This window comes from Nocardioides sp. 616, assembly GCF_002930065.1.
In the GTDB taxonomy this organism is placed as follows: domain Bacteria; phylum Actinomycetota; class Actinomycetes; order Propionibacteriales; family Nocardioidaceae; genus Nocardioides; species Nocardioides houyundeii.
Window position 1 is genome coordinate 233536 of the sequence record NZ_POAG01000019.1, and the last position, 11461, is coordinate 244996.

Here is an 11461-nt window from a genome sequence, read left to right on the forward strand (position 1 = left end):
GGTGTCGTTGAAGATGCCGGAGACGAGGCCGCCGAAGGCGAACACGACGACGACGATGAGGGCGGCGATGCCGGCGACGAGGAGGCCGTACTCGACGGCGGAGGCGCCGCGCTCGTCCATCTTGGACTTCTTCGCGTCGAGGAGGATGGTGAGGTACTGGAGCATTGGGGTGGTCCTTCCGGTGAATGCTTGGGATTCTGGTCCGGCAGGCACTCGCCTGATCCGTTGAGGTAATCCTCCGGCAATGCGGGGCCGGAGGTGATCGGAAGAACAGTCACGCTCACCTAGTCAATTGGGACTAGTGCCGACGCGTCTCGGGGGAGACTCAGTGCCCCATGGGGTTCATGCTGGACAGCAGCCCGCTGCGCATGGCCGTCACGAGGGCCTGAGCCCGGTTCGTGGCACCGAGCTTCTGGTAGATCCGGGCGATGTGGGACTTTGCAGTGGACTCGCTCATGTACAGCTTGCCCGCGATCTGTCCCGCACCCAGGCCGTCCGCCAGGAGCATCAGGACCTCCTGCTCACGGTCGGAGAGCCGCGAGGTCTCACCGCTCATCCGCCGGATCATGGCGGCGGATAGCCCGGCGCAGAGGAACGTGCGTGGGGAGATCGCAGCGTGCTTGGCGGCCTTGACCACCTCTGTGGAGGGTGCGTCCTTGCCGACGAAGGCGGAGGCACCGGCTTCCATGGCAGCGAAGATCTGCTCGTCGCCGGAGTGCATGGTCAGCACCACCAGGCCTGTGTGGGGGGCTGCCTTGCGCACGGCCCGGACGATGTCCAGACCGGTGCCGTCCGGCAGTTGGAGGTCGGTCACCACGGTCTGCGGCCGCGTCTCGGAGAAGGCGCGCATCGCCTCGCCGACCGAGCCGGCCTGGGCCAGCACCGTGGTGCCCGGGTCGAGGGAGAAGGCGGTCGCGAGACCGTGTCGGATCAGCTCGTGGTCGTCCACGAGGAGCACGGTGGTAGGTCCGGTGGGCAGCTCGGTCTCAGTGTGGTTCATGCGTCGATCGCATCCTTTTCCGTTCTCGGGTGGGTCAAGGGCATGCTCAGTCCCGCTTCGGCCAGCTGCCCCAGCCGCACCGACACGCGGGTGCCGCGCACAGGGCTGGAGCTCACTTCCAGGATCCCGCCGATCAGGGCGGCGCGCTCCTTCATGATGGAGAGGCCGTGGGAGTCGTGCCGGCCGGTTTGGAGCCCCTGGCCGTCGTCGCTCACCACGATCTCCGCCGCTGGCGCCTGGACCCGGCAGTGCACGTCGATGAGCTGGGCGGCCGAGTGCTTGACCGCGTTGTTCATCGCCTCCTGGGCGATCCGCAGCAGTTCAGCCTCCACCTCGTGACGCAGCCTGCTGGTCCGCTCGTCGACAGTGACCTTGATCGGGATGCCGGAGACGTCGCTGAGGTGGCGCGCCAGCGTGGCGATGGCGGCGCCCAGGCTCTCGCTGGAGCCGGCCTGGGTGCGCAGCGTCATCACCGAGCGTCGTACCTCGCCGACGACGGAGGTGATCATCGCCCGGAGCTGTTGCAGCGCGGCCTCCTGCGCCGGGGAGGCAGCCGCGCCGATCAGGGCATCGACCACGTACCCCATCGACGCGATGTCCTGGGCGACTCCGTCGTGCATCTCTCGCGCCAGACGCCGACGCTCGTCCGACATCGCCGCGTCCCGGAAGGCGGTGAAGAGCTGAGCCGTGTCCAGGCGGAGCGCCTTGGGGGCCAGGCGGGTGGCGAGTGCGTCGAGCTGGGCGATCACCTGCGTGGGGTCTGGGTCGACGTGCGGCGCGAGCCGGCCGGTGACCACCGCGATGGGGGTCCCGGAGCTGGTGACCTGGAAGGCCACGTCGTTGCCGAGCACCCGGGGCTTGCCGTCGTGCCAGACAGCGTTGGCCATCTCGTCGTTGTCGTCGCTGTCCACCCCGTCCGCGGAGGAGCGGGTGACTAGCGGTAGCAGCACGCTGTCGCGCTGCACGTGGAGCACGACCACCTCCAGCGGCAGCTCCTCGCTGACCTCCTCCAGGATGGTCCCGCCCATGCTCATCGGGTCCAGGCCGCCCTGCAGCTTGGCCGAGAGGTCGTTCAGCTCGGTGATCAGCAGCCGCGCCTCTCGGTAGGCCGCCGAGCTGTCGTCCTGAGGGAGCGTGCTGACGAAGAAGCTCGCCACCAGTCCGAGACCCAGTCCGGTCACCACCCAGGTGAAGATGTCGGCGACCTGGGACACGCTGGGCGCATCGCTGCGCAGGGCCATCACCGCCGCCATCGCGATGGTCTGCGCCGCCAATGACTCCGTGACGCCCCGGACGCTGCGGACCAGGCCGTGGACGAACGGGGGGACTGCGAGGCCGGCGAGCAGCGCGGGCGCCACGTCGTAGAACAACCCGGCGATCATGCCCATGAGACAGGCCTCTGCCAGGCACGCCAGCATGACGGGCGTCGCCGTGCGCATCAACCACGAGGCAGCCACCCAGGTGGTGGCCAACGAGAAGAGCCCGCCCAGGGCGTCCACCTCGCGGCTCCACAGGATCGAGACCCCGACCGCGAGCAGCACGAAGGCGCGGCTGCCGTTGATGAGGCCCGCGTGCTGGCGCTCCGCACGCAGTGACATCAGCCGAGGCTGTCCATGATGGTGATCGCGGCCGGCCCCATGACGGCGATGAACAGGGTGGGCAGGATGCAGAAGATGAGCGGCACGGTCATCTTGACCGGGACCTGCTGGGCCTTCTCCTCCGCGCGCTGTCGACGTTTGGTGCGCATCTCCGCGGACTGCACCCGGAGCACCTGGGCGATCGGGATACCGAAGGCATCGGCTTGGACGAGCGCGCTGACGAAGCTGCGCAGGTCGTCCAGGTTGGTCCGTTCCGCCAGGCCGCGCAGGGCGTCGGCACGGCCGGTGCCGATCTGCATCTCGCGCAGCACCCGTGAGAACTCCTCGGAGAGCGGCCCGGTGGTGTTGCGTGCCACCTGCTGGACTGCGGCGTCGAAGGCCAGGCCGGACTCGACGCTGATGGTGAGGAGGTCGATGGCGTCGGGAAGCTCCCGCTGCAGCAAGTTCTGCCGGTCATAAGCCTTCTGGTAGAGGAACATATTGGCGCCGAAGTACCCGATCACGGTGCCCACGGCGACGAACCCGATTCGGGTGGGCAGGGCGAAGCCGAGCATGAAGGAGAACAGGAAGAACAGCACCAGACCGGCGACGGCTCCGATCACCTTCATGGCCACGACCCGGTCCACGGTCCAGCCAGGCGGGTTGCCCGCCAGCTCGAGCTTGCGGTAGATGCGCTCGGTGCTGTCGGAGCCGGTGAACCGGCGGCCGATCGCCAGGGCGCGCGCCTGCAGAGGGGCCAGGACCCGCTCCGAGAACGGACGGTCGAACTCGGCCGTCAGCTCCTTCGGCATCTCGCCCATGGCCTCCAGGGCGGCGATGGAGCGGCTCAGCCCGCTCTGCTCCTTGGAGGCGTCCCGGGTGGCCATGGCGGCAAGCACGATAGCTGCCCCGACCATGAGTACGCCGAGGAGCAGAAAGATTGTCATCAGACTTCCACCTTCACGAGTCGGCTCATCCAGAACGCCCCGACACTCAGCAGCACGAGCCCGCCGCCGAGCATGGCCCACCCCAGCGGCGTTTCGAAGAGCACGCCGACGTAGTCGGGCTTGGTCAGCACGAGGAAGAGCATGAAGCCGGGGGGCAGGCCACCCAGCACGTATCCGGAGAGCTTGCCCTCGGCGGCCAGCGCCCGGACCTGCCGACGCATGTACTCGCGCTCCCGAATCGTGACCGCCACGGTGTCCAGCAGCTCGCCGAGGTTTCCGCCGACTTGGCGTTGGATACGGATGGCCATCACGATCCAGGCGAAGTCCTTGCTGTCGAACCTCTCGGTGATGCCTTCCATGGCGTCCTCGATGGTCACGCCCAGCCTGGTCTCCACCAGGACTCGCTTGAACTCGCCCGCGATCGGCTCGCTGCCCTCACGGACGATGGTGTCGATGGACTGTGCCAGTGAGAGCCCTGCGGACAAGGACCCGGACATCAGCTGGAGGGTGTCGGGGAGCAGGGTCTCGAACTGCTTGAGGCGCTTCTTCCTCTTCCGCCCGAGCCACAGCCACGGCAGCACCACACCGAGCAGGATGAAGATCAGGCCGACGACGAGGTTCCCCTTGCCGATGAGCAGGCCGGCGAGACCGGCGACCAGGACGACGCCCAGGTGGGTGAGCAGCCATTCCGATGCCCGCATGTCGCTGCCAGCGGCCTCGAGCCGCTTGGCGATCCGGTCCTCGAGCGACTTGTTGCGCTTCAGGACGGACTCGGCAGCGCCCTTGGCCTGCGCCAGGGTCTGGCCGGAGGCGCGGCCGGGCGCCGGCCCGGTCCCGGTCGCTCCGGCTCCGGCGGTGTACAGGTTCACCCGCTCCTCCGCCGTGAGCTCCCGCTTGGTGAAGCCGGAGAGCAGGGCGGCTAGGAAGCCCAGGAGACCGACGCCGACGAGGGCGAGGGCTGCCCACTTGCCCCACTCCGGAAGCATCAGGCCCTGGTCCTGCGAGGGCAGCCGGACCGAGGACGGCGCCCGGTAGCCCTGGTCGCGGATCGGCACGAATGCCTCGGCCGTGAGCGTCTGGGCGCCCGAGCGCATGATGACCACGACGTTGGACTCGCGAGACTCGACCTGCGTCGGGAGGGTGGCGCTGACGAGGATCTGCCGGGCGAGGACCTGCGCCTCCGCCGAGAACGCGGCGGTGAGAGCCTCAGGCTCGGCGCTGATCACTGTGCCGTTGCCGGCCTCGCTGAGGCTGTTCAGCTCCTGCATCGCGCCGTCCTGGTCCAGCGACACCACATCGACGAGCGCTCCCGAGCTCTCGATGGCCCGGATGACGGTGGTCAGCTTGGTCTTGCTGGTGTCGGCTCCGTCCGAGAGGACCAGGATGCTCCGCTGACCCTCGTCGCCGGCCATCTCGGTGGCGGCAAGCACGCCGTTGTAGAGGCGGGTCCCGCCGCTGAGCTCCAGCCCGGGCAGCACCGCGGTGGCAGCGGCCCGGTCCGTGGTCGGCAGCAGCGCCTCCTCGACCTGGCCGTCGAAGGTCACGATGCCGACCTTCACGTCCGCGGGGACCGTCGCCAGGTAGGCGCTAGCCGCGGACTTGGCCGCCTCGAATCGGGCGCCAGCCATCGACTTGCTGGTGTCGATGGCCAGGATGGTGGTGCGCTCGATCTTCTGGCCCCCGGCCGGCTCCGCCGTCGACGTGGTCGGGAAGCCGTCGATCTCGACGGCGACGCTGGAGAGGTCGACGTCGGCACCGGGCGGGACGCTCACCAGGATCCGCACACCGTCAGCACTGGGCTCCACGTGGGCGATCGTGGTGTCGTCCGCGGCTTGGGCGGTGACTGGCAGACCGATCAGGGCCATCAGACCCGCGGCCGCCAGGAAACGGGGGAGACGCATCAGAACCTCTCAGTCGCGAAGAGGATCGGGTCCACCTGGACGTTGTTGTAGGCCATCTTCTCCAGGAACTTGGGACGCAGCCCGGTGGACCGCAGGCCGCCCAGCGCCTTGCCGTCCGCGTCGAAGCCGGCGGAGTGGTCGTAGAGGAAGACGTCCTGGAGCGTGATCACGTCGCCCTCCATCCGCTCCACCTCGGTCACGTGGGTGATGTGTCGCGAACCGTCCCGGAACCGGGACTGGTGGACGATCAGGTCCACCGCGGAGGCGACCTGCTCCCGGATGGCCCGCACCGGCAGGTCCATGCCGGCCATCAGCACCATGGTCTCCATACGAGACAGCGTGTCCCGGGGACCGTTGGAGTGCAGGGTGCAGATGGATCCGTCGTGGCCGGTGTTCATGGCCTGCAGCATGTCGAGGGCCGAGGCGTCTCGGACCTCACCGACGATGATGCGGTCTGGTCGCATGCGCAGGCTGTTCTTGACCAGGTCGCGGATGGTCACCGCGCCCTTGCCCTCGATGTTGGAGGGGCGGGACTCCAGGCGCACCACGTGCTCCTGCTTGAGTTGGAGCTCGGCGGCGTCCTCGATGGTGACGATGCGCTCGTCCTCGGGGATGAACGACGACAGCACGTTCAGGGTGGTGGTCTTGCCGGCGCCGGTGCTCCCGGAGACGATGATGTTGAGGCGTCCCCGGACACAGGCGTCCAGGAAGTCCTTGGTGCGCGCGCTGATGGAGCCGAAGCGCACCAGGTCGTCGGCGGTGAGCGGGTCGGTGGCGAACTTGCGGATGGTCAGCGCAGACCCATCGATGGACAGCGGCGGTACCACCGCGTTGACGCGGCTCCCGTCGGGCAGACGGGCGTCCACCATGGGGCTGGACTCGTCGACGCGGCGCCCGATCCGGGAGACGATCTTGTCGATGGTGCGGCGGAGGTGGGACTCGTCCTGGAAGACCGCGTCCGCGGGAACCAGCTTCCCCTTGTACTCCAGCCAGATGTTGTGCGCGCCGTTCACCATGATCTCCGAGACGTCCGGGTCGCGCAGGTAGGGCTCGATGGGCCCGTATCCCAGGATGTCGTCGCTGATCTCACTGGTGATCTGGGTCCGGTCGGCGTGGCTGATCGGACGATCCTGCTTCTGCAGCACGTCGGCCAGCGCCGCCCTGACCTTCTGATCCAGGTCGGTCTGCTCCATGTTCGCGTCGTAGAGCTGGGGCCCGAGCTGGCGCAGCAGCTCGGCGTGCACGGACGCCTTGAGGTCGTCCATGCGCTCGTTGCCCACGGGAGCGACCTTGCGGCCGCTGACGTGTGTCACCGGCGTCGGGGTGGCGCGGCGGTCGTTGAGCGGGGAGTCCGAGGCGCTCCCCGTTGGTCGCGGGGGCGCGGCCACCTGCTCCAACGGCGCCTCGGGCGCGAACGTCTCCACGGGGAGCTGGAGGTTGTCGACAACCTCGCCGGGGGCGAAGTCGGCTTGGGCAGCCTCGGCCCTGCGTCGTGCGGCCAGGCGTTCGGAGAGATTGCTCATGTCGTCATCTCCTGCTGATGCGGAAGCGCTTGGGGCCCTCGTCGCGCTTGTCGGTGGTGGCCGGGGTCGCGGGCTGGGGGGCAGGTATCGGCTCGGGGCGCGGCAGCCTGGGGGTGCGCCCCTTCTGCGGGGGCACCGCAGCAGGAGGTGCCGTCTCGTAGCCCATGAGCTTGTCCGCCAGACTCTTCAGCGCCTTGGAGGAAGGGTGGGACGGGGAGGAGAGCATCAGGGGACGGCCGGCGTTCGTCGCCTTCGCGATGTCCAGCGAGGTCGCCACCTGCACGGTGACCCCCATGCCCAGGATCCCCTCCACCTTGTCCGCGCCGATGCCGACCTGCTCGTCCGCCCGGTTGAGCAGCAGGTGCCGATGGCCCTCAGCCACCCCGAGCACGTCGAGCGTCTCCAGCGCCACCTTGACGTTCTTGAGGGTGGGGACGTCGAGGGTGGCCACGATGATGCAGTCGTCGGTCTCGTCCAGCGCCGTCAGGGTCTGCTCGTCGAAGGCGGGAGCGGTGTCGAGGACGACGTAGTCGAAGTGCGACTGCAGCGTGTGCAGCAGACGAGTCACCAGGGCGCCGCTGACCCGTTCCCGGGCGTCGGGCTGGCTCGGGGCCGCCAGCACCATGAGCCCGCTCTCGTGCGGGGTCATGAGCTCCTCGACGAAGGCGTAGTCCATCGAGCTCTCGCCCCCGATGGCGTGCTCGATCGAGTGCGTCGGGAAGAGCTGCAGGGTGATGGCGATGTCGCCGAAAGCCAGGTCCAGGTCCACCACGCACACCCGGTTCTCGCCGCCGCGCATCAGCGCGATGCCGAGGTTGACCGACATCGTCGTCTTGCCGACCCCGCCCTTGGGGGAGAAGATCGTGATGACCCGCCCCAGCTTGGCCGGCGCGGACGCCGTGCCGCGCAGGGCCGCCCACAGAGCGTGGGCCCGCTGCAGCGAGGCGGTGACCTGGGGCAGGTCGCCGGCGCTCACCACCTCGCGGACTCCGGCGTGCATGGCTCTGGTGAGCACATCGGTGTCGACCGAGTCGCGCACCAGGATGACGCTGGCGGTCGGCAGCACCGTCCGCATCCGGTCGGCGATGGTCATCGCCTCGGGGACCGAGAGGCTCGGCCCCAGCACGACGGCGTACTCGTCGCTGCGGTGGGTGAGCCAGGTGAAGAGGCGATCGGCGCTGTCGACCACCTGGGTGCCGGCGGGGAGGACGGCGACGAGCGGTGCGGCCTTCGCCGGGTCCGCGTCGAGGAGGATTGGCATGTCGGCCTACTGGAAGAGGGTCTGGAGGGAGACGCCGGGACCGGGCTGGATCTTGCTGTTCTCGGTCAGCAGGCCGAAGGACAGCTCACCGTTCGCGGCGGCGAACATCAGGCGCTCGGCCTGGGGCTGGTCGACGGCCAGGGTCAGCAGGGTCTTGGGCAGCTGCTCGGTGGTCTCGGCGCCCGACTCGTCGGTGGACGTGGTGGAGACCAGCGTCGTCGACCCTGCGGCCAGGACCTTGACCTTGGGCAGCAGCAGGCGGGTGATGGACTGGCCCTGCTCGTTGGCCCCGGTGAGCCAGACCGCCACGTCGGAGCCGGCGGCCACGAAGCCGGCCACTCGCGCGGTGTCGGTGAGCTGGACCGAGACGGCCGTCTGACCGTCGGGGATGGGGAGCACCGAGGACTCGCCGAGCCCACCGAACTTCTCCTGGACGAGCTGCTCGCCAACATAGATGTTGCTGTTGGCGGCCAGCCCCGAGAGGGCGTTGATGTCACTCAGCGCGGTGGGGAGCACCGCGGTGCGGGGCAGGCTCTGACGCTGCAGCTTGCCCGCCGCAGCGGCATCCTCGACGGTCTCTCCGGCGGTGATCGGGCTCACGGCCGTGAGCACCTCGACGGTGTCGTACTGCTCGGCGGCGCGCTTGTCCGCGCCCTGGACGTAGACGAAGACGAGTGCGGTGCCGAGAGCCGCGACGATGACAGCCACCACGAGCAGGAGCTTGCGACGATCCATGGGGTTGAGCCCTCCGGTTTCCGGCAGGCCCCGGCTCAACTCCGGCCGGACACTGCGCTGTTCCTTCCCTCACACATTGCCCAACATCTGTTGCGCATGTGGAGGAACTGCGGATCGAACGCTAGTGGTCTGTACCGGGTCTTGTTCGCGTTTTCGTCAAGGAAGGTAGAGCGCCTCCACGTCCTCGCGGAACTCCCGCATGACGACGCTGCGCTTGAGCTTGAGGCTGGGCGTCAGCTGGCCGCCCTCCTCGGTCCACTCCGCGGAGAGGATCGTGTACTTGCGGATGGACTCCGCCCGCGAGACGGACTTGTTGGCATCCTCTACGGCGGCGTCGATCTGGGCCCGCAGCGCGGGATCGTCGATGAGGGCGGTGAGCCCACCCGTCCGTCCCTGCGCTGTGGCCCAGGCGGGGACGGTCTCGGGGTCGAGGGTGATCAGGGCGCCGATGAACGGCTGGCCGTCCCCGACCACGATGCACTGGTCGATCAGGGGGTGGGCGCGCAGTCGGTCCTCGAGGGCGGCGGGGGCGACGTTCTTGCCGCCGGCCGTCACCAGGATCTCCTTCTTGCGACCCGTGATCCGCACGAATCCCTCGTCATCGATCTCACCGACGTCGCCGGTGTGGAACCAGCCGTCCCGGTCCACCGCAATGGCCGTGGCAGCCTCGTCGTTCCAGTACCCGGCGAAGACCTGCCCGCCCTTGAAGAGCAGCTCCCCGTCGTCGGCGACCCGGACCGTGGTGCCGCCCAGCGGGCGACCGACCGATCCGACCTTGTGGGCGCCGGGGAGGTTCACCGTCAATGCCGCGGTGGTCTCGGTCAGGCCGTAGCCCTCGAGGATAGTCAGGCCGATGCCCCGGTAGAAGTGGCCGAGTCGCTCGCCCAGGGGGGCGCCGCCGGACACGGCATGGAAGCAGCGGCCACCGAGCGCGGCCTCCAGCTTCTTGAACACCAGTCGGGTGAAGAGCGCGTGCTGGACCCGCAGCGCGATCGAGGGCCGCCCCTTGTCCATCGCTCTGGACCAGGCGATGGCCACCTCGGCGGCGCGGTCGAAGATCCTGCCCTTGCCGTCGGCCGCGGCGTTCTGGGAGGCGGAGTTGAACACCTTCTCGAACACCCGCGGAACAGCCAGGATGAACGTGGGCTGGAACTCGCCCAGGTCGGCGACCAGGTTCTTGATGTCGGCGCTGTGTCCCAGTCGCACCCGCCTCTTGACGACCCCGATCTGGATGATGCGGGCGAAGACGTGGGCGAGGGGGAGGAACAGCAGCGTCGAGGCGCCGTCGCTGAACAGCTCGTCGAGCTCGTCGACCGCGACCCCCAGCTCGAACATGAAGTTGCCGTGGGTGAGCATGCACCCCTTGGGTTCACCGGTGGTCCCCGAGGTGTAGATCAGGGTCGCCAGGTCCAGGGGGGTGGCGGTGGTGCGCCGCTTCTCCAGAGCCTCGTCGGAGATGTCCTGGCCGAGCTGGGTGAGCACGTCCAGCGCGTTGTCGGCCAGTGACCAGACGTGGTGCAGCTCCTCGAGCTCGGCACGGACCGAGACGATGCGCGCCACGTGCTCGGGAGTCTCGGCCACGACGGCCCGGGCGCCGGAGTCGGCGAGGATGTGCCGGATCTGGAACGAGGAGGAGGTCTCGTAGATCGGCACCGTGACGGCACCGGCGAACCAGATCGCATAGTCCAGGAGGGTCCACTCGTAACGGGTCTTGGAGATCAGGGCCACCCGGTCCCCGACCTCGATGCCTGCGGCGATCAGTCCTTTGGCGACGTCTTGGACCTGGGCGAGGAACTCCGCAGCCGTGACGTCGAGCCACGCGTCTCCGGTGTTGCGGCTGAAGACCACGGCGTCAGCTGCCTCACGGGCGTTGTTGACGACGTCGTCGGTGAGATTGCCGGTGCTGGGCATCTCGGTCGTCAGGGGCGTGGCGAACTCGCGCACGTGGGGGGCCTCCTCATTGCAGGTGTCAGGCGCACGTTACCGCTGCGTTGGGGTTGGACGAGATCCGGTAGGGTCCCTGACCTGACCTGACTACGACGGCCCACCGGCTCGTCGGCGACCGAGTGGAGGCAGGGATGGCCGAACAGACCACGTCCTCGATCATCATCGATGCGCCGCCGACAGCCGTGATGGACGTGATCGCGGACTTCGAGGCGTACCCCGCCTGGGCCAAGGGCGTGCAGACCGTGGAGGTCGTGGACTCCGGGTCCGGCAAGCGAGCGAAGTCGGTCTTCTTCGCCCTCGACGTCTCGCCGATCAAGGACGAGTACACGCTGACCTACGACTGGGACGGTGACCGCGCGGTCACCTGGACCCTGGTCGAGGGCAAGATGCTCAAGGCCCTGGACGGCGCCTACATCCTCGAGGACCTCGGCGACGGCTCCACCGAGGTCACCTACCGGCTGGCGCTCGACGTGTCGATCCCGCTGATCGGCATGCTGAAGCGCAAGGGCGAGAAGATCCTCATCGACACGGCGCTGAAGGGCCTCAAGAAGCGCGTCGAGTCGCTCTGAC

At 68.7% G+C, this 11461-nt stretch carries 10 protein-coding genes; 1 reads left to right on the forward strand and 9 read right to left on the reverse strand.

Annotated features, from left to right (window positions below; translation table 11 throughout):
• The 9 genes from C5H89_RS19510 to C5H89_RS12410 form a co-directional block, all read right to left on the reverse strand.
• Nucleotides 1–165 (reverse strand): Flp family type IVb pilin (locus C5H89_RS19510; RefSeq protein WP_104107307.1); only part of this gene is annotated, 165 nt, incomplete at its 3' end.
• A gap of 160 nt (nucleotides 166–325) precedes the next feature.
• Nucleotides 326–1000, reverse strand: a complete 675-nt coding sequence (locus C5H89_RS12375; protein ID WP_104107308.1) for a response regulator transcription factor — start codon at nucleotides 998–1000, stop codon at nucleotides 326–328.
• Entirely contained in the window at nucleotides 997–2598 is a 1602-nt protein-coding gene (locus tag C5H89_RS12380; protein WP_104107309.1) for a histidine kinase, read from the reverse strand. Before C5H89_RS12380 ends, C5H89_RS12375 begins: the two co-directional genes overlap by 4 nt.
• Nucleotides 2598–3524 carry a type II secretion system F family protein gene (locus C5H89_RS12385; protein WP_104107310.1) on the reverse strand — a complete coding sequence of 309 codons (927 nt, stop codon included), beginning with the start codon at nucleotides 3522–3524 and terminating at the stop codon, nucleotides 2598–2600. The genes C5H89_RS12380 and C5H89_RS12385 overlap by 1 nt, the downstream gene beginning before the upstream one ends.
• Nucleotides 3524–5425 (reverse strand): type II secretion system F family protein, encoded by a 1902-nt coding sequence (locus C5H89_RS12390; protein ID WP_104107311.1) that lies wholly within the window; start codon nucleotides 5423–5425, stop codon nucleotides 3524–3526. Before C5H89_RS12390 ends, C5H89_RS12385 begins: the two co-directional genes overlap by 1 nt.
• Nucleotides 5425–6948 carry a CpaF family protein gene (locus C5H89_RS12395; protein ID WP_104107312.1) on the reverse strand — a complete coding sequence of 508 codons (1524 nt, stop codon included), beginning with the start codon at nucleotides 6946–6948 and terminating at the stop codon, nucleotides 5425–5427. The genes C5H89_RS12390 and C5H89_RS12395 overlap by 1 nt, the downstream gene beginning before the upstream one ends.
• 4 nt (nucleotides 6949–6952) lie before the next feature.
• Nucleotides 6953–8209: an AAA family ATPase gene (locus C5H89_RS12400; RefSeq protein WP_104107313.1), complete on the reverse strand. Its 1257-nt coding sequence runs from the start codon at nucleotides 8207–8209 to the stop codon at nucleotides 6953–6955.
• Between the two features lie 6 nt (nucleotides 8210–8215).
• The gene (gene cpaB / locus C5H89_RS12405) at nucleotides 8216–8944 is read right to left on the reverse strand and encodes a Flp pilus assembly protein CpaB (protein WP_101524131.1); all 729 of its coding nucleotides are present in this window, start codon (nucleotides 8942–8944) and stop codon (nucleotides 8216–8218) included.
• 156 nt (nucleotides 8945–9100) lie between these two features.
• The gene (locus tag C5H89_RS12410) at nucleotides 9101–10888 is read right to left on the reverse strand and encodes an AMP-dependent synthetase/ligase (protein WP_104107314.1); all 1788 of its coding nucleotides are present in this window, start codon (nucleotides 10886–10888) and stop codon (nucleotides 9101–9103) included.
• Nucleotides 10889–11022: 134 nt separating this feature from the next.
• On the opposite strand from C5H89_RS12410, the gene C5H89_RS12415 reads away from it, so the two are divergent.
• On the forward strand, nucleotides 11023–11460 hold the full coding sequence (locus C5H89_RS12415; RefSeq protein WP_104107315.1) for an SRPBCC family protein: 438 nt from the start codon (nucleotides 11023–11025) through the stop codon (nucleotides 11458–11460).
• The last annotated feature ends 1 nt before the right edge of the window (nucleotide 11461 follow it).

Excerpts from the sequence above, each read along its gene's own strand:
- C5H89_RS12375 (WP_104107308.1), bottom strand. The coding sequence starts at position 1,000 with ATGAACCACACTGAGACCGAGCTGCCCACCGGACCTACCACCGTGCTC.
- C5H89_RS12380 (WP_104107309.1), bottom strand. The coding sequence starts at position 2,598 with ATGTCACTGCGTGCGGAGCGCCAGCACGCGGGCCTCATCAACGGCAGC.
- C5H89_RS12385 (WP_104107310.1), bottom strand. The coding sequence starts at position 3,524 with ATGACAATCTTTCTGCTCCTCGGCGTACTCATGGTCGGGGCAGCTATC.
- C5H89_RS12390 (WP_104107311.1), bottom strand. The coding sequence starts at position 5,425 with ATGCGTCTCCCCCGTTTCCTGGCGGCCGCGGGTCTGATGGCCCTGATC.
- C5H89_RS12395 (WP_104107312.1), bottom strand. The coding sequence starts at position 6,948 with ATGAGCAATCTCTCCGAACGCCTGGCCGCACGACGCAGGGCCGAGGCT.
- C5H89_RS12400 (WP_104107313.1), bottom strand. The coding sequence starts at position 8,209 with ATGCCAATCCTCCTCGACGCGGACCCGGCGAAGGCCGCACCGCTCGTC.
- cpaB (WP_101524131.1), bottom strand. The coding sequence starts at position 8,944 with ATGGATCGTCGCAAGCTCCTGCTCGTGGTGGCTGTCATCGTCGCGGCT.
- C5H89_RS12415 (WP_104107315.1), top strand. The coding sequence starts at position 11,023 with ATGGCCGAACAGACCACGTCCTCGATCATCATCGATGCGCCGCCGACA.